20 protein-coding genes, 1 pseudogene and 1 other annotated feature are annotated in these 23,187 nt (G+C 35.8%); of the genes and pseudogenes, 11 read left to right on the plus strand and 10 right to left on the minus strand.

Annotated elements, in window-relative coordinates; translation table 11 throughout:
- The first annotated feature begins 214 nt into the window (after positions 1-214).
- Both MY533_RS10490 and MY533_RS22125 read left to right on the plus strand, forming a co-directional pair.
- The gene (locus MY533_RS10490) at positions 215-481 is read left to right on the plus strand and encodes a hypothetical protein (protein ID WP_248719079.1); all 267 of its coding nucleotides are present in this window, start codon (positions 215-217) and stop codon (positions 479-481) included.
- 118 nt (positions 482-599) lie between these two features.
- A complete protein-coding gene (locus tag MY533_RS22125) occupies positions 600-722 on the plus strand; it encodes a hypothetical protein (protein WP_256469522.1) in 123 nt (40 codons plus the stop codon).
- 583 nt (positions 723-1,305) lie between these two features.
- Here MY533_RS22125 and MY533_RS10495 read toward each other — a convergent pair.
- Both MY533_RS10495 and MY533_RS10500 read right to left on the minus strand, forming a co-directional pair.
- Positions 1,306-1,587: an acylphosphatase gene (locus MY533_RS10495; protein ID WP_132364826.1), complete on the minus strand. Its 282-nt coding sequence runs from the start codon at positions 1,585-1,587 to the stop codon at positions 1,306-1,308.
- A 44-nt stretch (positions 1,588-1,631) separates the two neighbouring features.
- Entirely contained in the window at positions 1,632-3,359 is a 1,728-nt protein-coding gene (locus MY533_RS10500; RefSeq protein ID WP_248719080.1) for a globin-coupled sensor protein, read from the minus strand.
- Between the two features lie 127 nt (positions 3,360-3,486).
- Here MY533_RS10500 and MY533_RS10505 point away from each other — a divergent pair, with 127 nt between their 5' ends.
- On the plus strand, positions 3,487-3,768 hold the full coding sequence (locus MY533_RS10505) for a DUF1033 family protein (RefSeq protein ID WP_248719081.1): 282 nt from the start codon (positions 3,487-3,489) through the stop codon (positions 3,766-3,768).
- A gap of 224 nt (positions 3,769-3,992) precedes the next feature.
- Positions 3,993-4,193, plus strand: a complete 201-nt coding sequence (locus tag MY533_RS10510; RefSeq protein ID WP_004230088.1) for a cold-shock protein — start codon at positions 3,993-3,995, stop codon at positions 4,191-4,193.
- Between the two features lie 245 nt (positions 4,194-4,438).
- On the opposite strand, the gene MY533_RS10515 is transcribed toward MY533_RS10510, so the two are convergent.
- Together MY533_RS10515 and MY533_RS10520 are read right to left on the minus strand one after the other, a co-directional pair.
- Positions 4,439-5,248: a S1C family serine protease gene (locus MY533_RS10515; RefSeq protein WP_248719082.1), complete on the minus strand. Its 810-nt coding sequence runs from the start codon at positions 5,246-5,248 to the stop codon at positions 4,439-4,441.
- Positions 5,249-5,483: 235 nt separating this feature from the next.
- Entirely contained in the window at positions 5,484-6,479 is a 996-nt protein-coding gene (locus tag MY533_RS10520; RefSeq protein WP_248719083.1) for a S66 family peptidase, read from the minus strand.
- Between the two features lie 707 nt (positions 6,480-7,186).
- On the opposite strand from MY533_RS10520, the gene MY533_RS10530 reads away from it, so the two are divergent.
- The gene (locus tag MY533_RS10530; RefSeq protein ID WP_248719084.1) at positions 7,187-8,530 is read left to right on the plus strand and encodes an MFS transporter; all 1,344 of its coding nucleotides are present in this window, start codon (positions 7,187-7,189) and stop codon (positions 8,528-8,530) included.
- Between the two features lie 74 nt (positions 8,531-8,604).
- Here MY533_RS10530 and MY533_RS10535 read toward each other — a convergent pair whose 3' ends face one another.
- Both MY533_RS10535 and MY533_RS10540 read right to left on the minus strand, forming a co-directional pair.
- On the minus strand, positions 8,605-10,209 hold the full coding sequence (locus tag MY533_RS10535; RefSeq protein WP_248719085.1) for an ABC-F family ATP-binding cassette domain-containing protein: 1,605 nt from the start codon (positions 10,207-10,209) through the stop codon (positions 8,605-8,607).
- A 274-nt stretch (positions 10,210-10,483) separates the two neighbouring features.
- The gene (locus MY533_RS10540) at positions 10,484-11,572 is read right to left on the minus strand and encodes a serine hydrolase domain-containing protein (RefSeq protein ID WP_248719086.1); all 1,089 of its coding nucleotides are present in this window, start codon (positions 11,570-11,572) and stop codon (positions 10,484-10,486) included.
- 374 nt (positions 11,573-11,946) lie between these two features.
- Here MY533_RS10540 and MY533_RS10545 point away from each other — a divergent pair, with 374 nt between their 5' ends.
- The 3 genes from MY533_RS10545 to MY533_RS10555 all read left to right on the plus strand — a co-directional run bounded on the left by MY533_RS10545 (position 11,947) and on the right by MY533_RS10555 (position 16,026).
- On the plus strand, positions 11,947-12,213 hold the full coding sequence (locus MY533_RS10545; protein WP_248719087.1) for a hypothetical protein: 267 nt from the start codon (positions 11,947-11,949) through the stop codon (positions 12,211-12,213).
- Positions 12,214-12,763: 550 nt separating this feature from the next.
- Positions 12,764-12,984 (plus strand) — a binding site (T-box leader).
- A 34-nt stretch (positions 12,985-13,018) separates the two neighbouring features.
- Positions 13,019-14,698: an arginine--tRNA ligase gene (argS, locus tag MY533_RS10550; RefSeq protein ID WP_248719088.1), complete on the plus strand. Its 1,680-nt coding sequence runs from the start codon at positions 13,019-13,021 to the stop codon at positions 14,696-14,698.
- A 155-nt stretch (positions 14,699-14,853) separates the two neighbouring features.
- The gene (locus tag MY533_RS10555) at positions 14,854-16,026 is read left to right on the plus strand and encodes an MFS transporter (protein ID WP_248719089.1); all 1,173 of its coding nucleotides are present in this window, start codon (positions 14,854-14,856) and stop codon (positions 16,024-16,026) included.
- Positions 16,027-16,098: 72 nt separating this feature from the next.
- Here MY533_RS10555 and MY533_RS10560 read toward each other — a convergent pair whose 3' ends face one another.
- Together MY533_RS10560 and MY533_RS10565 are read right to left on the minus strand one after the other, a co-directional pair.
- Positions 16,099-16,599 carry an alpha/beta fold hydrolase gene (locus MY533_RS10560; protein WP_248719090.1) on the minus strand — a complete coding sequence of 167 codons (501 nt, stop codon included), beginning with the start codon at positions 16,597-16,599 and terminating at the stop codon, positions 16,099-16,101.
- Positions 16,600-16,618: 19 nt separating this feature from the next.
- Positions 16,619-17,023 (minus strand): alpha/beta fold hydrolase, encoded by a 405-nt coding sequence (locus MY533_RS10565; RefSeq protein ID WP_248719091.1) that lies wholly within the window; start codon positions 17,021-17,023, stop codon positions 16,619-16,621.
- A gap of 407 nt (positions 17,024-17,430) precedes the next feature.
- Between MY533_RS10565 and MY533_RS10570 the strand changes: the two genes are divergently transcribed.
- Together MY533_RS10570 and recQ are read left to right on the plus strand one after the other, a co-directional pair.
- Positions 17,431-18,555 (plus strand): TcaA NTF2-like domain-containing protein, encoded by a 1,125-nt coding sequence (locus MY533_RS10570; protein ID WP_248719092.1) that lies wholly within the window; start codon positions 17,431-17,433, stop codon positions 18,553-18,555.
- Positions 18,556-18,563: 8 nt separating this feature from the next.
- Entirely contained in the window at positions 18,564-20,333 is a 1,770-nt protein-coding gene (recQ, locus tag MY533_RS10575) for a DNA helicase RecQ (protein WP_248719093.1), read from the plus strand.
- A 130-nt stretch (positions 20,334-20,463) separates the two neighbouring features.
- Here the strand turns inward: recQ and MY533_RS10580 are convergent.
- Together MY533_RS10580 and msrA are read right to left on the minus strand one after the other, a co-directional pair.
- Positions 20,464-20,565 (minus strand): annotated as a pseudogene (locus MY533_RS10580) (glyoxalase); the annotation flags it as partial.
- A gap of 973 nt (positions 20,566-21,538) precedes the next feature.
- Positions 21,539-22,060, minus strand: coding sequence for a peptide-methionine (S)-S-oxide reductase MsrA (gene msrA, locus MY533_RS10585; RefSeq protein ID WP_248719094.1), 522 nt, complete (start codon positions 22,058-22,060; stop codon positions 21,539-21,541).
- Positions 22,061-22,236: 176 nt separating this feature from the next.
- Here msrA and MY533_RS10590 point away from each other — a divergent pair, with 176 nt between their 5' ends.
- Positions 22,237-23,187, plus strand: coding sequence for an LCP family protein (locus MY533_RS10590; protein ID WP_248719095.1), 951 nt, complete (start codon positions 22,237-22,239; stop codon positions 23,185-23,187).

A 23,187-nucleotide genomic window follows, 5' to 3' on the forward strand; every position in this document is an offset into this window, starting at 1 on the left:
AAAGCGAAGCGACAGCAACAATATTGCCGAGGCATAATTGATTTTCATTTGAATGAAAAATAACATTGTTAAATATGTTAAACAACTTTATAATAGTGTTAATAAAATCCAATTGTTAAAATTTTTTCATGTTCTAGGGTGTTTTTCAATTTATTATGTAACAAAGATTGCGCCATAAAGATGACTTCATAGGTTAAAAGGGAGAGTCTACCATATGCAAAAAAACACAAACAATAAGATTGAACTCATTGATCCTAAAATTATGTTAGAGAAATACAAGGAAGATATAGAATTAATCCAAAAATCTTTAAAAAAATTTGAGTTGGAAATTAGGCTTTTGCAAAGTGAAGGTTTAGTTGAAATAGAAAAGTTGAGTAACGACTTAAGTAAGTTGCAATTACTCTCATCGAGTATAAAATTTAAAGCTAAATGTTTGATCTGTAATAACAATAAAACCATTGAGACATTAACGACAAAATAAAATATTGATATCAAGTCACATCTAATTTATTGTGGCTTTTTATTGTGCATTATATTTCTTATGATGACATTCGGTTTTTAGTGTGTCAGCTTGTGTGAACAAAATGGAGATATAATTATTGACGTTTGACATCAACAACTCTCTATCAGCTCTGATTCCGCATGTTGGTGATGTAGTTAATAAGGATGATAATGACGGGGCAGTGATTACAATCCAAGAAGTATCGTTACAATCTATTTAGAAGAATTATAATTAGGACTTTAAAGTCATACTCATGATGAGATGTGGCTTTTTATTATGACAAGAAACCCGCTGCATGTATCGCATGAACTTTGGAATTTGAATAATAAATCAACGTGCACGTGTCTTACATACGCTCCCATTTGCATACAGTGTTTGGAAGCGAAAATTCGAAAGGATGTGAGGGCAAATGAAAGTAACGGTTAAAGAATGGCGTGTAATGTCTGACCATAACAAACAATTACTTTTAAATGCGGTAGCAACTAAATAAAGCATAGATAAAAAGAGGAAGAACATGCAGCAACGAACACAACACGTATTAGAAAATGCATTGTTATATAGTTCAATGGATCACCCATAAAAGTTGGCATGAGAACAGTGGAATGGTATAAGTAGCTATTTTAAATAAGGCATCTAAATACGGCTGGTGTTTTTTTGAAGGGAAAATAAAAAGGACTGGGGAATTAACCTCAATCCTAATTAAATTTGCCCCCAGCAACGTCATTTTAAATCATCCGTATGCTATTCATTAATAATCGCCCATTATCAATAGCCTTCCTACACTATAAAACAATAGAGCCAGACTAAACAATGTCTGACTCCATGCGTGTATAACCTTTTAAATCATCAAAAAGCTCTAAAGTAAATGAATTGGAATCTGCTTGAGGGCTAACACCCTTTTGAACGAATACTAAGAATTCATCTATCGCTTTTTTTGATCCTTCTACTTCAACTTCAATTTGATCTTGATTATTTAGTTTACAGTATCCTTTTAATCCTAGTTCAATCGCTTTCTGTTTAATGAAAAAACGATAGCCAGTCCCGTAAACATCACCGAAAAATTTAATAAGCGCTCGCTTGTTCAAGCTAACACCTCCTACTAGTTAAGAGGGGAGAATCCCCTTGGTGCTTAGTGCATAACACGTTCTTTTTCTAAATATACGATTAAATTATTGATAAAATAGAGAACATGCTTAGAAGCTTGATCTACCTCTTTTAAATGAACTTCAGCTTGTTGAATATTCCCAACCTTATAAGCTTCCGCTGCTAACTTCGCCGATTCATGAACACGTAAATGATAGGCGTCTAATTCTCGATATTCCTGTAAGTGTCCGAAACGTTCAACAGTGCGAGCGGATGTATACCATTTACCTAGACGGCAATCTGTATGCGAGGAAACATCACTTGGCTCGACATTTTCAAGACCAAGGAACATATTATAAATTCGCCATTTCCATAAAATATGATCGGCCTTTGATAATTGTAAAAGTGCTATAGAAGATAGCTGAACATTATTATTCTCAATAATATCATTGCGGAAACGATTAATTTCTTTCCCTAATGAATGAATATCACTCGATGTATTATGACTATATTCGCGAATGTCATCTTGAAGGTTAGAAATTTCAATCATTCTTGCTGATACTTCATCAATAGCTGCAGCCTGTTCCTGTGATATCGCAGCTGTATTCGTGACATCCAGATTAATACCTTCAATGGCACTAACAATCGCATTTAATAATGGTAACGATTCTTTAGCCTCTACTGTTGCATCTTTAATAATCTCAGTCGTTTCTGTAATTGAGTTTGACACATCGTTTGAATAGCTTTTTAAATGATGAACATTTGCAGTTACTTCACTTAGCGCTGAAACCGTTCCCTCAGCAAGCTTTCGAACTTCCTGGGCAACTACGGCGAAGCCTTTACCATGTTCGCCCGCCCGTGCAGCCTCAATAGAAGCGTTCAAAGCAAGTAAATTTGTTTGATCGGCAATTTGGTTTATTAATGTTACAACATGTTCAATATCATTTACCCGCTTTTGTAACTCTGAAAAGGATTCAACAATTGTTGTAAATGTCTCTTCTGTTTTAAAGATTTCGGAAAGGGCATGCTCAATTGCATTTTTTCCTTGTACAGCATGATCAACAGATTCAGTTGTTTTTTCAGAAATACGAGAAGACATGCGAGCAACCTCGTTAATAGAAGCGGCAATTTCTTCTGTTGCTGCGGTAGAGGACTGGATTTCTTCGTTTTGTTTATCTAGGCTAAATACTAAATCTTTCATGTACATGATTTTTGCGTTGACATCCATTAAAGAAGAAATTTCAGCAACTACATTTTCAATAGTACGTTCTGTTAATACTTCGATGAGTAATTCTTGGTCAACATTAACAGCTGATTGGAAAGATTTCATATATTCAAATGCTTTATTAGGTTTTAAACCGAAATTATGTAAAATGTATGTAGTAATATAAAATGCAAATTGATTGAAGACGACGATTAACTTTCCTGGCTCATATTGATTCTTTCTAAATAAATTAAAAAATTTAACAGTTTCATCTACATAGTCATCATCACGAGTAGCTAAGAAAAATTGATTTAAGTATCGATTAATATTTTCTTCACTAATCGTTAGCTGAGAGGAAAGAGAGATTTCTTTTAAATAGTTATTAAAAATAGCATTCATTGAAGGCGTGATATCTTTTAATTTATTGAAGAGCGTTTTTAAATTCTCTTCATCTTGAGCATTGAAATGGTTAAATGCTAGTGTTTTATTAAAACGACCAGTAGCATTTAAATTTGTACCACGCTTTAATAATTCATCGAGTTCGGCCTTAGGTCGAATACTTGAAAACATAAAAAAAATACCTCCAAAATTTATGAATAATAAGGTAATAATAGCATATGACAGAGTGTTTTAATAGACATTTCAAATGTGTTTGCTAAAATGAAAATATCTTATTACAGCAGGGAATGTGGCAAATATGTATACAATCATTTACATGAAAGCTGATTATGAGCCTTGGTGGAAGTTTGAAGGCTGGGAGGCTTTTATTCAAACAAATGAAACATTTGAATCGGAGGAGCAATTTGAGTCAGCATTGCAAACGAAACTGCAGCACTTCCGTTTAACATACGACAATGAGGCTACGAAAGAAGAGGGATATTGGGCATTCTGGTCAGAAGATGAAAGTGTTTTTTGTGAAGCCTGTGATGATGATGTACAAATATATCACGGGATTATCGCTTTAAAATCTGGAAAATAGAAATAAAATTTAGAAATTAATAAAAAAACATTTTTCTTTATTTGACAAAATTATGAATGGCGGTTATACTTAAGTTAACAATTTAATTGCTTCACCGGAAACATGAATTCACATATTACAAAAAGTGATCGCGTTAGTTCGGTACTCTTTGTAATATGTGAATTTTTTCAATTCGTTGAAGAAATTACATATTGTTCACTTTTATTTTTTGGAGGTTTTCTTAAATGAAACAAGGTACAGTAAAATGGTTTAACTCAGAAAAAGGTTTTGGATTCATCGAAGTTGAAGGTGAAAACGACGTATTCGTACACTTCTCAGCTATCCAAGGCGAAGGTTTCAAAACTCTTGACGAAGGTCAAAAAGTGGAATTCGAAGTTGTAGATGGCAACCGCGGACCACAAGCTGCTAACGTAACTAAACTTTAATTCTCAGTAATTAAAATTACTTTCGTTAAATTAAGGCATCCTATTGATATAGGATGCCTTTTTTTTGTATGCTTCGAACATTAGAGAGTTACAAGATATGATTACTAGTGACTTGTTATATGAAAGAGTTTAGATACTACCATTCATACAGATCAAAAATTAAGTTTTTCATTTTCTTATAATTTTATTATGTAAACAAACTAAATTGCCTGTCTCTTTAGTATGAGAACAAGCAAGTTTTTGCATTATTTACTTAGTATGCGTTGTAGCACTTCTACAGGAATAAATAAACCGACACGACCATATGGAGATTTTTTAGCAGTTGCAAAGACGATTCCAATCACCTCACCAGCAGCATTTATAACAGGACTGCCACTATTTCCTCGATAAACAGGGGCATTCATCATCATAATAGGCTCCTGCCAATCATCAACGAAAGTTGACTCCAGTAAAGTTCCTTCATTTGCAATGCCCGTAAAGGCTAATGGATTACCAATGAAATAGACATGCTCATTTTTGCTATAGTTAGGATTTTCTGCAAGCGAGAGGGAAGGTAAGTCATCACCAGCTACCTGCAATAATGCTAAATCTACGTCAGGGAAACTTTGTAGTACCTTGGCAGCCATTAAACCTTCTTCAGGAAAAATGACGAATAATGATTGAGCATCTTCTACAACGTGTGCATTGGTGACAATAAGTCCATCTGAAGAAATCGAAAAACCAGTGCCCTTGCTAGAACCTGTAGAGATCTCTACTACAGCTTTTTTATAGGTTTTTATATCTTCTTGCGCTGATAGCCGAGCAGACACCTTCAAAAATTCAAGGGCTGGAGGGGTGTAAATTTGAAAGATAAGAGCAAAGGTATTCAAAATTAATACAAATGCCATACTCCAGACAATCCATTTGACAATTGGCTTTCGTTTTTTAGGCTTTTTACCTTGCAGTGGTTCTTCTTGTTCTTGTGCCAGCGCCTTTTGCTGTTCAGCGAGGACAAGTTCTATCAATTCTTCTTCTGTCAATTCTTCATCTGTTGTTGATCTATGTATATCATTCATAAAAACCCTCCTTACCCAAAATGAAAAGGCCCAAGTAATTTTTATCAATTTTATTTTGGCCGCAGTAGTTAGCATTGTATGATCTATACGATAAGGTCGATATTTTTACAAAATAGCGTTGTTGCCATTATCCCCTGAGTGTGATAGCTGAATACCATCATAAAAGACAGTTGCAAATTAGACTGCTTTAGCTATTTGTCTTCATTATACGTAAAGTATGTAGGTTATACGAATGTTATGAAAACCAGGTTTCTAGAAAGGTAATCTCTTTGCTAGTTGCATTGACACGTATACGTAAGCCTATGGGCATAGCATGCAAGGGATGAGTGTGGCAGCAATCAACATCAGCCATTATAGGCATAGTACGTCCATCTAGTTGCTCTAGCAACACATCATAAGGCTTTCTTCCGGTTCCTAAATCATCATATTGTTCATGTTTACCTAAAATAATTGCAGAAGCTTTGTCGAAAATTCCGTGTAGTTTTAGCATAGCAAAGTTTTTCTCAACAACCGCAATTGTTTTAGAAGTATCTTCGAGAAGTAAAATATCTCCTTTATTTATGTGAGGGAAGTAAGGCGTTCCAATGAAGCCGTACATCGTATTTATATTTCCACCTATTAAACGTCCCTCAGCAGTGCCATGTTGCACTGTAATCCATGAATTATGATGTTGAGTTTTTTCAGTCGTTTTTTCTAACCAATTTAGTCGGTCATCTGTCCAAATAGGTGGGATTGGCATAGTATAGGGAGTTGATAATGAATGTAAAAATAAATCTTTAAAATATTGCTCTGTATAATGGACAAAAGGTGGAAATTCACCAAAAGTAGAAGCAACAGAAGGTCCATAAAAGACAGGAATACTAGTCTTTGCATACATTGCGAGAAGTATAGCGGTAACATCAGACAAACCTATAAGTATTTTTGGATTCTGCTTAAATGCTTCATAATCTAGGTATGGCAGCATACTATTAGCGTTAGTACCACCCATAGTAGGTAAGATCATGTTGATATGTGGATCACGAAGTAGTGCATTCAGTTCTTCTGCTCGTTCTTTCGGTGTACCAGAGCGATAAAAATCTTCTTTCCCAGTTAATGAACCTTCCTTAATCGTAAAGCCAAGTGCTTGCAGACGTTTCTTACCTCGTTCATAGCGAGCTTTTGCAATAGTTGTAGCTGGTTTGGAGGGCGAGTAAATGCCAATGGTATCGCCTTTTTTTAATGGGGAAAACATAAAAACCCTCTTTCAATTTAAGATAAAAGCTATTATACATGATTTTTTAAAGAGTCGTATACTTGTTTTGACAAAAAAGATATAAAAAGTTAGGGTTATAACAGAGTAAAAATAATAATATTATGTAAACTTGAGAGTCCGGAATTTAGAAAAAATGGGTGGAGTTTAAATATATCGACAAGTGGATGATTTTATACATGAGTGGCCAGCACAAAGTACGCTGCAAGTATTACCATCTAAAACTGATGATAAGCTAGAGCAAAGTGAAGTAAGGACATAGCTCACTAGGAATTGTTTTGCCAATTAATATACAGACTATAGTCTATGAAACTAGTTAAAGAAGGGGGATATCATAGATTTAATTTGGAATAGAACGAAGGGAGAGAATAGAGCAACAACCTATATACTAGGGACAATGCCCGTATGGATGAAGAGAGTTATTTTTATTTCGTAGATCGTATAAAGGATATGATTAAACGTTCAGGTGAAAATGTGGCAGCGAGAAGTGAAGAGTGTACTAACAGAGCATCGATTAGTATATGAAGCAACCGTCATTATGAAGAGGATTTGATAGCGTATGTCGAGAACGCCTCGCAAAATTTAAGGCACGTACATCTGTCGGAAAAATTCAAAAACACGTTTTACATAACGTTAGTTTTAGTTATAGCGAATGACATAAAAAATTGACTGTAGAGAGAAGGGATTTTATGAAAAATGTGAAGATATTATTAGCAAGTTTAGCAGGATCAGTCATCGAATGGTACGATTTTTATTTGTATGGTACTGCAACGGGATTAGTTTTTACAACACTTTTTTTCCCTTCGACTAATCCAGCAATCTCGATATTAATTGCATTTGCTACGTTTGGAGCAGGATATGCAGCTCGTCCAATTGGCAGTTTAATTTTTGGACATATGGGTGATCGTGTCGGAAGGAAAGCATTGCTTATGCTTACGTTAATAGGAATGGGCGGTAGTTCTTTTTTGATAGGTTTATTACCTACGTATGCACAAGTGGGGTTACTTGCCCCAATGCTTTTAGTAATTTTGCGACTTATTCAAGGGATTGCACTTGGTGGTGAATGGGGAGGTGCCGTGTTACTAGCTACTGAATCGGCTACAAAGGGTGTACGTGGCTTTTTTGGTTCTATTCCACAGCTAGGTGTTCCAATCGGTTTAGTGTTAGGGACATTTAGTTTTACACTTATTTCTTCATTAACGACAGAAGCGCAATTTATGGCCTGGGGTTGGCGTTTACCATTTCTATTTAGCGCGGTTTTAATAGTACTGGCGATCTGGATTCGAAGTGGGATTGAAGAAACACCAGAATTTAAACGTAAAAAAGACAATGGCGAATTAGCTAAATTACCAATTGTCCAAGTTTTTAAATATAACAAAAAAGATATTCTCCGCATTATTGGATTAAAAATAGGGGATGGATTCTTTAATGTGTTTTTAATGTCGTTTATATTGGTGTATGCAACTACGTATATAGGCTATACAAGGGATGTCGCGTTATTTGCTCTAACGTTAAGCTGTGCAACAATGATTGTCACAATTCCACTTGTTGGGTATTTTTCAGATTTTATAGGTCGAAAGAAAATTTATATTGGCGGCCTTATCACAATGCTACTACTAGCAATTCCATATTTCGTAATGATTCCAATTAATTCAACTAATTTCTTTATATTGCAAATCATTTTACTCGGTGTCGTCTGGGCAGCCATTTTTGCGACTCAAGGTACGTTTTTCTCTGAATTATTCCCTGCGAATGTTCGATACACGGGGCTATCCTTTGGCTATCAAATCGCTGCGGCAATCGTCGGTTTTGGACCAATGCTATGGACATCTTTAGCAACAGAATATGGGGCATCACCATATTTATTTGGTGGATTAATGATGGCGGGGCTATTGTTATCACTGCTACTTGCAGTATTTTCACCAGATACACGGATGATTACTCAATATGAAGAAACTGACGAGAAAGTACAAGAAAATAAACGCATGTCAGATGCCCAAGTAGAAGTAGCAATGACAACCACGTCAAAGTAATAGACTTTGACAAGAAAAGCGAATTTAAAAAAACAGGGTTCTCCTTTTTGAATAGGAGACCCCTGTTTTGTTCATTAGTTTAAGCCTTGGCTATCTTTCCACTCTAGGAATTCATCATAAGTTAATAGTTTATCTAAAATTGTACCGTCTTCACGGATTTCGATGACACGGTTTGCAATTGTTTGGATGAACTGATGGTCATGAGATGTGAAGAGCATTGCACCTTTGAAGCGCATAAGTCCTTCATTTAATGCTTGGATTGACTCAAGGTCAAGGTGGTTCGTTGGCTCATCCAGTAAAATAACGTTTGCTGTTGCAAGCATCATTTTTGATAGCATACAACGAACTTTTTCGCCCCCTGATAAAACGGAAGGAGATTTTTTCACTTCTTCACCAGAGAATAGCATACGACCTAAGAAGCCGCGTAAGAAGCTTTCTGTTTCATCATCCGGAGAATATTGGCGTAACCATTCCACTAATGATTTCTCTGAACCTTCGAAGTATTTATCGTGATCATTTTCAAAGTAGCTTTGAGATGTTGTTACGCCCCATTTGAATGTACCAGCATCTGCTTTTCTTTCGTCCATTAGAATATCAAGAAGAGCCGTTTTTGCCATTGGATTACCAAGTAAAATGATTTTATCCTCTTTGTTCATTGAAAAGCGAATATCTTTAAATAGTGTTTCGCCTTCATTGCTTACTGTAAGGCCTTCCACCGTTAACACATCATTACCGATTTCACGTCCCGTTTGGAAGTTGATGAACGGATATTTTCGGCTAGAAGGTTTAATGTCGTCTAGCTCGATTTTATCCAACATTTTTTTTCGAGAAGTGGCTTGGCTTGATTTTGAAGCGTTCGCAGAGAAACGAGCAACGAATGCTTGTAGCTCTTTAATCTTTTCTTCTTTCTTCTTGTTTTGGTCTGCCATCATTTTTTGTGCTAGTTGGCTAGACTCGTACCAGAAGTCATAGTTACCAACATATAATTGGATTTTAGAGAAATCAAGGTCAGCAATATGTGTACATACTTTGTTTAAGAAGTGACGGTCATGGGAAACGACAATAACCGTATTTTCAAAGTTAATTAAGAATTCTTCTAACCATTGGATTGCTTTTAAGTCAAGGTGGTTGGTAGGCTCATCTAGTAATAGAACGTCTGGCTTACCAAATAGAGCTTGTGCTAACAATACTTTGACTTTGTCAGAACCTTCAAGGTCAGCCATTAGCATATAGTGAAGCTCGTCGCCAATCCCTAATCCGTTTAATAATGTTGCTGCTTCTGAGTCAGCTTCCCAACCATTTAGGTCAGCGAATTCACCCTCTAATTCAGCAGCACGCATGCCATCCTCATCAGAAAAGTCTTCTTTTGCGTAGATAGCGTCTTTTTCAGATTTTACTTCCCAAAGACGTTTGTTCCCCATAACAACTGTATCTAATACATTAAATTCATCGTATTCAAAGTGGTTTTGTTTAAGGACTGATAAACGTTCGTCCTTACCCATCGATACGTGACCTTCTTGTGCTTCAATTTCACCAGAAAGAATTTTTAAAAATGTTGATTTACCAGCACCATTTGCTCCGATTAAACCGTAGCAATTCCCCGGTGTGAATTTTATATTTACGTCTTCAAATAGTTTACGATCGCCATAGCGAAGACCTACATTACTTACTTGAATCATGCAAGTTCCTCCTTTTTTCACAATGGCACTAGTATATCATGAAATATGTACCATAGTCTATAAACATTATTAAATCAACGTTTGCGTTATTGGTTCTCGGGTGTTTGAGTGGAATAGGAGAGGGGGATAATGTTAATAAATAGTAAAGCCAGATACTTTTTATATGTATTTTATCGGCACTAAGGTAAAGAATGGGCAATAGTAATGAAAGCCCTCTCTAGTGAGAAGGGCATGAGTTTACTAAAGTATTTTTTATCAAATTTGAGAAAAAGAATTAAAGTTTCTCTTCCCATATCCAAATTGGTTGCTGAAGAACGATGGATGTAAGATTACGGTTGATTCTTTTTGAATTCACTGTCATCTCGTTGCTAAGAACGATCACTATTAATTCCTCGTTATTTAGCAGTGTAACATAATGACGGAAACCACTTGGATATCCTCCTGGATGTCCAACTGCTTTTTTCCCCATGACATCTTGAGTATACCAACCATAGCCATATTGATTCGGAAACTTTTTAGCATGGGTCGTACTCATCAATTCTGATGTTTCTTTGCTTATTAACACATTGTTAAGCAAGGCTCTGTTAAACAGTTCTAAATCTTCAGCAGTAGAAATGATATCCCCAGCTGCGTACGCTGCAGATTTATGTATTAAGGGTCCGATTTTTCCTTCTACATGTCCTTCCGCTTTCGGTATGCCAGCGGGAACCGTAAACATAGAATTAGACATGTTGCTCGGCTCAAAAATATTTTCTTCTATATAATTTGCATATGACTGTCCGCTGACTTTTTCAATAATTAGCCCTAACATTACATAACCAGTATTACTATAACTAAAGCTTTTACCTGGGGTAAACTCTAATTCAGAATCTTTAACGGTATTTACAATATCTATTGGATTCCATTCTTTACTGTAGTCAAAATTGAAATCCTTCTTCAGATAATCCGGAATTCCCGAACAATGACTTAATAGATGACTTATTTTAATAGTTTCTCCATTCGGAAAGTCTGGTAAGTATTGCGAAATTGGATTATCTAAGTTTAGAAGTCCCTTCTCTACTAATTGCATGACTGCTACTGCAGTGAATGTTTTAGTTAATGAAGCAATCTGATAGAGTGTACTTGGGCTATTCTGTAAATCATCGGCTGCCAATCCGTAACCTTTTGTAAATAAAACTTCACCTTTCTTTGCAATTAGGACGGTTCCCTGAAAATTTTCATTTGTCAAATATTGATCGATCTTTTCAGAAACGCTTCCAGATAAATTACTATGATTGTTACGTCCAAATAATAGCAAAGATACAAAAGACATGATTATAATAACAAGAATAGTAATAGAGAAAATTTTTAAGAATTTTTTCATAAATATACCTCTCAATCTATTTCTTTTTAGCTTATTAAACACTTCAAACCCTATGACAAAATTATATATAAAAAACTAAAAAGGGGAAAATGTAATTTGTAAGTACTACATAATAATCGCCATCGCTTGAAGCTGTAACAACCAGTGTTCATATCTGCTTCAAGAGTTGTTATTAGAGCGTCATTTAGAGGAGAGTATGAAATATCAAACTGATCCCAAACATCGTCCTTGCTTCTGGATAAATTTGACTTCATACCAGCAATAAAAGTAAACTTCATATGATTCCCTCCTAAGGTAAATATTCAAAGTTTTATTCGCATATATATCAAATGTAAATATATTTTTGGTAATACAAGGGGATGGGGAGGGATGAAATGCTATTAAAAAACAAATATTTTAGGCAGTTTCTCTTTTCATTTATAGCAATTATAGCAATTGCAATATACAATATTTCATTTCTTAATAGAGCTTTGGAGGTTTTGTTAGTAGCTTTTCTATTTACGATAATTGCTGATCTTGCTTTTCAAAATAAAAAATTCCGAGACTTTTCATTATTACAGAAAATTGCCTTATTTGTAGTGACTGTGGGCATATTTATATTAGTTTTCATGTACACAGAACCTGTTTATTTACCTAAATAGACTTTTTTAATATCGATACTTAATAAAATTTAACAACCTGTAATTAGGTAACTTTTTTGATAAATTACTTTCTATAAATAAAGTAACCTTTTATAGATAGATTGGTAAAAGGTTACTTTAAATTGCAAAAAAACATTAAATATATGATTTTCTTCGATAAATAATAAGTGTCAAGCCGATAACAACGCTTTCTAGTAGCATTGGGTTGAAATAGATATCCATTCAAACAAGGTAAAGTCTTTACTAGATAGTGGTGGTGTATATATTGAAACATTCGCTCTGTTAAATACAAGAAAAAAAGAAGGGTTTTATTTCTTATCTAGTTTTATTGATGAAAAAAAGGTTATAGTATTTTGGAAATACCTAAGGAGAGCGTACTCTCGTACTATGACATCAAGAAAAATAAGGTGCGAAATGTATGGCGAGCTAAAAAAGTGTTATTATTGATTATTCAGCAGAACATTTTTAAAGTAAACATTTACTTCTTGATATTTCCGAAAAGACTGTTGACAATAATTAGTAGCTCGTGTAGAATATTTTGAAATTACAGTCAAATTCGATGAAAAAGAGAGTAGTTTATGGAGCTACTGGAAAGCGAATTAGGGATGGTGTGAGCCTAATGCAGCAGCCATAAATGAAACGCACTTTGGAGAAGGTTCTCGAATGAATAGTAGAGAATATCGGGGAGTCACCTCGTTAACAATGGAAAGTGGTCATATTTATATGGCAACTAGAGTGGTACCACGGGATAACTATGCTCTCGTCTCTATATTTAGAGATGGGGGCTTTTTTTATTGAGAGGAGAATGAATATGCATACACAAATTGCGAAAAGAATTGCTGCGGCATTAAATAATGAGTTATCTGTTAATGACATTCAAAATCTACTAGAAAGACCGAAAAATTTGGGCTTAGGAGATGTAGCATTCCCTTGCTTTACACTGGCAAAAACATTAAGAAAATCTCCAAACAGTATCGCATCCGACATAAAACACAATTTAAGCTGTAATTTAATACAAGAAGTTCAAGTAGTAGGTGGCTACGTCAATATATTTTACCATCAGCCAACGATTACACATCAAGTACTTTGCCAAATAGTAAAAGAAGAAAATTTATACGGGACTCATCAGGAGTCAAAGGGGAATGTAGTTTTAGACTTTTCTTCCCCAAATATAGCGAAGCCTTTTTCCATGGGCCATTTACGCTCAACAGTGATCGGGAATGCTTTGGCGAATATTGCTGAGAAAAATGGCTATCAAGCAATTCGTATAAATCATATAGGTGACTGGGGCACACAGTTTGGTAAGTTAATCATTGCCTATCGAAAATGGGGAGATCAAAAAGTAATTGAAGCTGCTCCAATAGAGGAACTGTTAAAAATATATGTAAAGTTCCATGAAGAAGCGGAGCAAGATGATACTCTCAATGAACAGGGGCGTGCCGCATTTAAAGCATTAGAAGATGGAGATGGAGAGGCTTTAGCTCTTTGGCAATGGTTTAGAGATGCATCACTCGAAGAATTCAAAACCATTTATCAATTGCTTGGGATAAACTTTGATTCTTTCGCTGGGGAAGCGTTCTACAATGACAAAATGACTGCTGTTGTTAAAGAATTGAAAGAAAAAGATCTACTTGTGCAATCAGATGGTGCGTATGTCGTTGAAATAGACAATATGCCTCCATGCTTAATCACTAAAACAGACGGTGCTACGCTCTATGCTACACGTGATTTAGCAGCTGCATTTTACCGCAAACAACAATATGATCCTAAAAAAATATTTTATGTTGTAGGGAACGAACAATCTCTTCATTTTAAACAACTATTTAACGTAATTGAGAAGATGGGATACGATTGGGCAAAAGACTTACAGCATGTACCTTTTGGGATGATTCTAAAAGACGGTAAAAAAATGTCGACGCGTAAAGGAAAGATTGTTCTATTAGCAGAAGTACTAACAGAAGCGATAGCTACGGCGAAGCGAAATATCGAGGAAAAAAATCCAAATCTAGTGGAAAAAGAGAACATTGCACGTCAGGTTGGTGTAGGAGCGGTTATTTTTAATGATTTAAAGAATGATCGTCTTCATGATATTGACTTTTCGATTGAGCAAATGATGCATTTTGAAGGTGAAACAGGGCCTTATATTCAATATACGTATGCCCGTATCTCATCTCTTTTGGAAAAAGCAAAGGAACATAGTTACGAAGTATCGTTTGAAGCATTAGGGGAGCAAGCGTGGCCAGTTGTGTTATTACTGGAACAGTTTCCGAATGTAATTGTCAATGCTTTTGAGCAAGCAGATCCATCACAAATTGCTAAATATGCCTTACAATTAGCGCGTGTATTTAATAAATATTATGCTCAAAATAAAATATTGGTCGATGACAGCCAGAGAACAGCACGATTAGCATTTTGTCATTGTGTAGCCATTGTTTTAAAAGAATCGTTAGCATTATTGGGCATTGCAGCGCCAAAAAAAATGTAAGTATCGTAAGCTGGCGTTATGTCTTTTTTTTAATAATTACCATTAAATTGACCGACACTAGAAAAAATGGTAAAAGGAAATAGTGAGAATTCAAAGGTCTAACAAATTTTGTTGAATTTTTGACCGTATCAATAGAGAGAAGGTATTTAGAAAGTATGGAGAACAAGCAATGGCGTGTTTCTATGGTACTTGTGGTTGTTAGTATTTTCTTCGTTGCGCTCAATATGCGCCCAGCAGTCACAGGGATAGGACCACTATTTAATGTACTTTTGGAATCACTCCATATATCAAATACAAAAATGAGCTTTTTAACATCTATTCCGGTGTTTTGTATGGGTCTCTTTGCACCATTTGCGGTACCTATTCAAAGGAAACTCGGAACAAAAACAGCTATTACGCTTTTAATAATGATCCTGGCATTTGCAAATGGGCTACGCTTTTTAAAAGAAAGTTATGAACTACTTGTAGTCACAAGTTTTGCTGCAGGATTTGCCATTGCACTTATTGGACCCATGTTAAATGCCTATATAAAGAAAAAATTCCCGAATCGTTTTACAACCGTGGTAGGTGTTTATTCATTTGGAATAGGAACAGGGGCAACATTGAGTGCGGCACTAACCATAACATTTTTTAATCATTTTCATGAGAGCTGGACAATGGCGCTTGGCAGTTGGGCAATACTTGCAATTATTGCTCTTTGTATATGGTTACTAGCAATACAAAATCAGGAGCGGGTAGAGACAGGTGTATGGACAGAAAATGCAGCACGAAATCCTTGGAAAAATGTACGTGCTTGGACCATTTTAATTTACTTTGGGATACAAACATCTTTGTTCTTCTCAATAATGTCTTGGCTAGCACCGATATTACAGGATAAGGGCTTTTCTCTTGTCGCTGCAAGCTCTATGCTAACTTTTATGTCTATTGTACAAATGGTTGGAAATATTTTGGTTCCTATACTAATGGAAAAATGGTTCAGTCGAATCGGTTGGCTCTTTTCTTTAGGGAGCTTAGGCGTAATTGGCTTTGTGTTGCTATGGTTAGGCTCAGGGACTTTTTTATGGATTGCTGTTTTCATAATAGGTATCGTATTAAGCGGCTTATTTCCAATTGGTTTATTGCTACCACTGGATGAGGCAAGAAATGACGAGGAGGCAAATAGCTGGTCATCTATGGTGCTTTCAGGAGGCTTTATGATAAGCTCCATTATCCCAATACTAATCGGCTATTGTTATGATGTGACTGGAAACCATACATTTACCTATTTGATTTTTATACTATTAATGATTGGCATAATTGCTACTACATGTATGCTTAAGAAAAAATAATGGGAAGACATGCTTAAATGTACGAGCATGTCTTTTTTTAAAAGCTCCATAATCGGCTTTTAGTTCACATTTTTATGATGAACTTTTATAAGATCTAGACGCCTCCGTACAATGTTCATTGTTATATATCTGAAGTAATGTATCTGAGAACAAGTTGGTTTGGTCCATCATAATTCTATGACCGGCATTTGAAATGATAAATAATTTTTTATAGGGAGCATTAATTTTAGTAAAGTATTCTTCGGCAATAATGGAGGGAGCCTGCCAGTCATCTTCACCTAAAATAAAATAAATGGGAACTTTATAATCTGAGGAGTCTGCCGCAAGGTCAAAGTCTCCTAAAAATTCATGGACTTTGCTATTTGCTTTTAGTCCTTTCGGAAATGCGAAAAGATCCGATAACTTAAAAATAGGACTTTTAAACGCTGATATAAAAACAGGAAGATCACTCTTCACAGCTAAACCATATAGCCCTTGAAGTTTTCGGATTTTCCTACATTTCTTTAAAAACTCACGATCAAATATTATTTTTTCTCCGGGATAAGTTCCTATAGCTTCAAGCTTTTTTATCATTTGCCTTTACTATTTGTTCCTACATTTTTGCATAAGCACCACGCTCATTTTCAAGAAGAGAGACAACTTGTGCCACGCCAATATAATAAGCAATATCTTCAGGATATAGCTTGATAAATATACTTCCTAAAATAGTGCCCCAAGACCTTCCGAGTAAAACAATCTTTTCTTTATTATATTTCTGCTTTAAATATTGAATAATTCCATATAAATCTTCTAGCATGACATCAATTGTAGGGTACTTATCGGGGTTTTTAGTAAGCGTTTTTCCAGCACCACGCTGATCCCAATGTACAATCGTAAACGTTTCTTCTATTTTATATTGAAAAGCATGGGCAAAAAGAGATTCAACACTACCAGGACCACCATGTAAATAAAGCAATACTGGGTTATCATAATTAGTACCTGAATGAAAAATGGACAATGTATTGTCTATAAAATTTATGAACGGTCATATTAGTAAGAAGACTTCTTCTTTTATTAATAACATTTTAAGCGCAAATTATAAGCCATTTTTCATAGCAAATGTAAAAAAGAGATGTTTTTTATAGGTATAACGGATTGACTAAAAGGTAAGAGCAATATTTTTATAATACATATCCTTAAATAATATTATTATGTAAACTTGAAACGTTTTGTATCCTTGTTTATGATAGTAAAGAAAGATGTTTAACTTGCATATAGCTCTGAAAGTCATCACCACTATTGGTGATAAGTGGGTGCAGGGTGAGGTTATTGTTGCGGGTTTACAAATAACCGCTAAGATAGCGGAACTTAGGCTTTGAACTTGAATGCTAAAGTGACCAACATCGTGCCTTTGCAGAGGCAGATTTGATAGAAAGTTTTGGTGAACGTATGCGGAAAAAGATGCTCATTCTTGGAGCAACAGCTTTATTATTAACGGGCTGTGAAAATGAAACATTGGCAGAGGTGTTTCATACTGAAAAGACCGATGTAAAATCGGAAAAAGCTGTGACGAAGCAGCAAGAAAAAATTGTACCAGAAGTAAAAGTAGTTGGGGAGAACGGAATCGGTGCAGGAGTCATTATTAAAAAAGACACGAAGCTCTATATTTTGACAAATGGTGCGCTCGTCGCTTCAAAGCCAGTTGCGCTCGTGCAATTTAATAATGATAAACTGATGGAAGCCGAGGTGCACTATATATCTACCGCTTATAATATAGCCATTTTAGAAGTACCATATAACGCATCGGTAAAGGTGCCGAACGTCTATAAAGGTGAATTAAATCAGTTAGCTGTTTATGTTGATAGCTTACCATACACCATTAAAAAATATAGTGACAGCGTAGCAGCTTATTACATAGATGCAAAACAAAATACACTTATTGGGAGCCCGGTTCTAGAAGCAGAGAATGGTGAACTTGTGGGCATCTATTTTAAACGCCAGCAAAACGGTGGATCACAGCCGTTTATATTACCCTATAAAGATATTGTACAGTTATTGGATGAATGGATCTCAGGTACTATGAAGACAAGTGATCGACTAACCCAATCCAAAAACTTAAATCCATATATTGACCAAGGCGATAAAGAAGCAGTCCAGCAAGCTATTGATCAATATGGGAAAAATATTTTTGCTTATAATGCCGATGAGGTAAAACTTTTTTTAGATACATTTTATAAGCATTTAAAAGCGGCTGTTGAAAATCATGATGCTAGTGTCATGAAGCCTTTTGTAGGTTCAGACGATTTACAAAGCACGCTGGATAATATGGTAGCGCATTACGCAACTAAACAAGCGAAAATTCGTTTTTACAATACATCGATTAAAAACATCAGCATGAAGGGCCAAACTATTGTTATTCGTGCCAATATAGAATATGTACTAACAAATTCTGCTGGTCAAGAGGCATTTGCGAACTCTATGATGGTATATGAAATAAATAAAAATGAACAGGGCGAGTATAAGCTAATTCGCCTTACAACAGAGGAGTGAAAAGTTGGATGGAGCAAGCAAGACAAATGCTACAACATCATTTTGGCTATGATTCATTTCGCAATGGACAAGAACCAATTATTGAACAAACATTACGAGGTCAATCAAGTCTTTGTGTGATGCCAACTGGCGGAGGTAAATCAATTTGCTATCAAATTCCGGCACTTATGCTAGATGGCCTTACAGTCGTCATATCTCCGTTAATTTCTCTTATGCAAGATCAGGTAGAAGCATTACGTGCTGCAAATATTCCGGCCGCGTATATAAATAGTACTTTAACCGTGCAAGAAGTGAACGAAACAATGCAGCTAGCGAGTGCAGGTTATTTAAAGCTTCTTTATATAGCACCTGAGCGATTAGAGAGTGCAACATTTTTACAGGTATTATCGAATTTATCAGTACCTTTACTTGCAGTGGATGAAGCACATTGTATTTCTCAGTGGGGGCATGATTTTAGACCAAGTTACCGAGCAATCCAAAAATTATTTACATTATGGCCGCAAAAGCCAACTGTCTTAGCACTTACAGCAACAGCTACACCGGCTGTATGTGACGATATTAGACAATTATTAGGGATTGATGAGCAATCGACGGTGATTACCGGCTTTTCACGCGACAATTTATCTTTCTCGGTGTTAATTGGTGAAAACAAAGAACGTTATATTAAAAACTATTTAGTGAAAAATAAAAATGAAGCAGGCATTATTTATGCAGCTACACGAAAGGCTGTAGACGCAATCTATGAGCTTTTAAGTCGCTCGGGCGAAGCTGTGGCAAAATACCATGCGGGCCTACCAGAGGACAAGCGTATGTCTGAGCAGGAGCGCTTTTTAAAAGACGAGGCACGCATTATGGTAGCGACCAATGCATTTGGAATGGGTATTGATAAGAGTAATGTACGCTTTGTTATTCATTATCAAATGCCACGCAATATGGAGAGCTATTATCAGGAAGCGGGACGTGCAGGACGTGATGGCTTGCCAAGTGCTTGTATTTTGCTTTATGCATCAGGTGATGTTCAAACACAGCGCTTTTTAATTGAACAGACGCAGGATGAAACACGCATTGCACAGGAATTAGCGAAGCTACAAACGATGGTTGATTATTGTCATACGGAAGGCTGCTTACAAAATGCCATCTTAACGTATTTTGCCGAGAAAGCAGGGGCACCTTGTAGTCGTTGTAGTAATTGTAATGATGGGCGAGAAGTCAAAGATGTGACGGTAGATGCACAAAAGGTATTAGCATGTGTTGTAAGGATGGGGCAAAAATTTGGTAAGACGATGGTAGCCCAAGTGTTAATTGGCTCCAAAAATCAAAAGGTCTCGGAATTTGGCTTTGCAAGGTTGTCTACCTATGGCATTTTAAAAGGACAATATTCCTCAAAGGATGTCTCAACCTTTATTGAGTTTTTAATTGCTGAGGGTGTACTTGCCGTTAAACATGGCACTTTTCCAACTATTTATGTATCAGAGGAAGGCAAAGAAGTTCTACTCGGGAATCGACAGGTTATGCGAAAAGAAGCTGTTACTGTTCGTAAGCTTGTTGACAATGATCCGTTATTTGAACATTTACGATTATTACGTAAAGAGATTGCGGATGAAGAACAAGTCCCACCATTTGTTGTGTTCTCTGATAAAACATTGCGTGATTTATGCGACAAAAAACCGACGGAACTAGAAGATTTACGACATGTTAGCGGGATTGGTGAAGTAAAATTCGAAAAATACGGGAAGCGTTTCTTCGATGCTCTTCACTCTTTTTTGAAAACAACATGATATAGGAAGAAAGGGAAGTGCTTAATTCAAAAGAATTTTGCACTTCTTTTTATTTCACAAAGTATGACAACCGCTATTTTTCCGAAAGCTCGATCAGTCGACCATCAGGATCCTTAATCCAAATAAACTTTCAGAATTTACTGATTCCCTTTTCCTTTTCAAGAGGTACACCAATTTGATCAAGATGGTTAATAGTCTCGGTTAAATTATGTACTTGGAAAATCAACATCACTTATTGTTCTTTATATTCATCCTTAGGCTCAAACACTTGTCTTTCTTTAAATGTTAATTTTTTATTGCTAATGAGGTGATTAAACAAAAAAATAACCCGGAATAATAATAATTATTCCGGGCTTGATTCTCACTTACTTATAGTGCTCCATGACACACTGCCTCGCTTCCGCATTCATCTTAAAATTCTTTAAGACAACTGTGCTTTAGCTTTATCCAGCTTTGATGGTCCTTCTGAGTTACCGGTCAGCCCCACTCATCGGGTTAACCCTCCTTGTCATTGGATTTGAAGTGAAATCTTTAATAGTATAAACTGTTTATTATTTTCTATACACGTTATTTAAAAAATGAAAAAATCCATTGAAAACGGCTATATATCGAGAGTATTTTGACTGGGCATAATTGTAGTTGTCGCTTTTTCGCTACAACGGGTCTAGGGTCGGCTTTGTGTATAGGCCAGCAGATTTTTGAAAAGCGCAGCGGCAGCAACCAAGCAAAATGAGGGCCGACACAATATAAAGTATAAAGAGGTGATTAAATAAAAAAATAACCCGGAATAATTATTATTCCGGGCTGATTCTCACTTACTTATAGTGCTCCATGACACACTGCCTCGCTTCCGCATTCATCTTAAATTTTTTTAAGACAACTGTGCTTTAGCTTCATTCAGCTTTGATGGTCCTTCTGAGTTATCGGTCAGCCCCACTCATCGGGTTAACCCTCCTTGTCATTGGATTTGAAGTGAAATCTTAAATAGTATTGGCTATTTATTATTTTTTATACACGTTATAGAAAGATCAGAAAACGCTTTTAATCATATGTTTTACGGGCATTAATGTAAAAAAAGTCGAATTTTTCGCGTACGAGAATTCGACTTTTTTAGCTTGAGATCTTCATCTAATTAGAAATAAATAAAAGCGGTTATATTGAGTCGAGGTAGTGAATCGTCTATCGAACTAAATGATTAAAGTGGGCTATTTCTCCCAATGCTTATCGATGAACTGATCTCGACCAGAAAGTGCTCGATCAGTCTGATAATGCTCCGACTCTTTTTTATAATAGTCCTGATGATAATCTTCTGCAGGGTAGAAGGGCTTGGCATCGCGAATTGTGGTTACAATAGGTTTATCAAAGCGACCACTTGCTGCTAGTTTTTTCTTGGAAGCTTCTGCAATGTGCTTTTGCTCTTCTGAATATGTAAAGATTGCCGTTGTGTATGATTCACCACGGTCATGGAATTGACCATAAGCATCCGTTGGGTCGATTTGCATCCAGTAAATATCAAGGAGCTGCTCATAACTAAAAATGTTAGGGTCGAATTCAATTTCGACGACTTCTAAATGGCCAGAAGTACCTTTTTTGACATCCTCATAAGTAGGGTTGTCTAAATGGCCACCCATGTAGCCCGAAGTGACCTTATGTATACCATCCCACTCAACAAATGGCTTTACCATACACCAAAAACAACCGCCAGCAAACGTAGCTTTCTCGATCATGTACATCATCCTTTCTTTCGTGAAAATATTATAGCATTATTTTGTTCATAACTGGCAAATAGAGTGTAAAATAACCTATAAATAGTTGTTGTTAGGATTCATAATATAATATAAAATGAACCTTTCTTTATATGGAATCGTTACATTAACTATAAAAAATAGAGGAGTTAACAGTTATGGAAGAGCAAGATTATACAAGACGCTCACAACGTCCAAAAAAACGTCGCTTGCGTAAAGGGAGAGCATTGTTCACATTGCTATTACTTTGTGTCATTGTTATTGTAGGTTATTCCGTTATGCAATACCGTAGTGGACTAGAAATGGCAAGTGATACAAAGGTAGCCCAAGAGGATTTTAAAGGTGATGCAGTAAAAGGCGATGTTGAAAATTATTTATTATTAGGAATCGATACCCGTGGTGAAGAAAAATCACGTACAGATACAATGATGGTATTATCTTGGAATAAGAAAACAAATGATGTGAAGCTCGTGTCATTAATGCGAGATATTTATGCAGATATTCCAGGTTATAAATCCTATAAGCTTAATACGGCTTACTATTTAGGCGGTGTCCAATTATTAAAGGATACGATCGGTAATATGTTTGGCCTGCCGATTAATCATTATGCAATTATCGATTTTAAAAATTTTGAATCTCTTGTAGATATTTTAGCGCCAAATGGAGTTGAAATGAATGTAGACAAGGATATGTCTGAAAAAATTGGGGTTTCATTAAAACAAGGTGTGCATAACTTAAACGGTAAAGAATTACTTGGTTTTGCCCGATTCCGACACGATGAAAAAGGAGATTTTGGTCGGGTAGAACGTCAGCAAAAGGTTATCGAAGCGTTAAAGAATGAAGTTTTATCACCTCAAAATATTTTGAACTTACCAAAATTCGTTGGTGCAGCCCAAGGTTATGTCACAACCGATTATTCATCTTCAGGAGAGATTCAACAAGTGCTGAAAATGGTGTCGAAAGGTAAAGTCAAAATTGAAAAAGCGACTATTCCAATTGAAGGTAGTTATAGTTTCAAAAGCTTTAGTGGTGTCGGTGATTCAATTGTTATTAATGTAGAGAAAAATAAAGAATTTTTACGTAATTTTTTAGGCATTTCCCTAGAGTGA

The organism is Lysinibacillus sp. Ag94 (assembly GCF_023242215.1).
GTDB lineage: Bacteria > Bacillota > Bacilli > Bacillales_A > Planococcaceae > Lysinibacillus.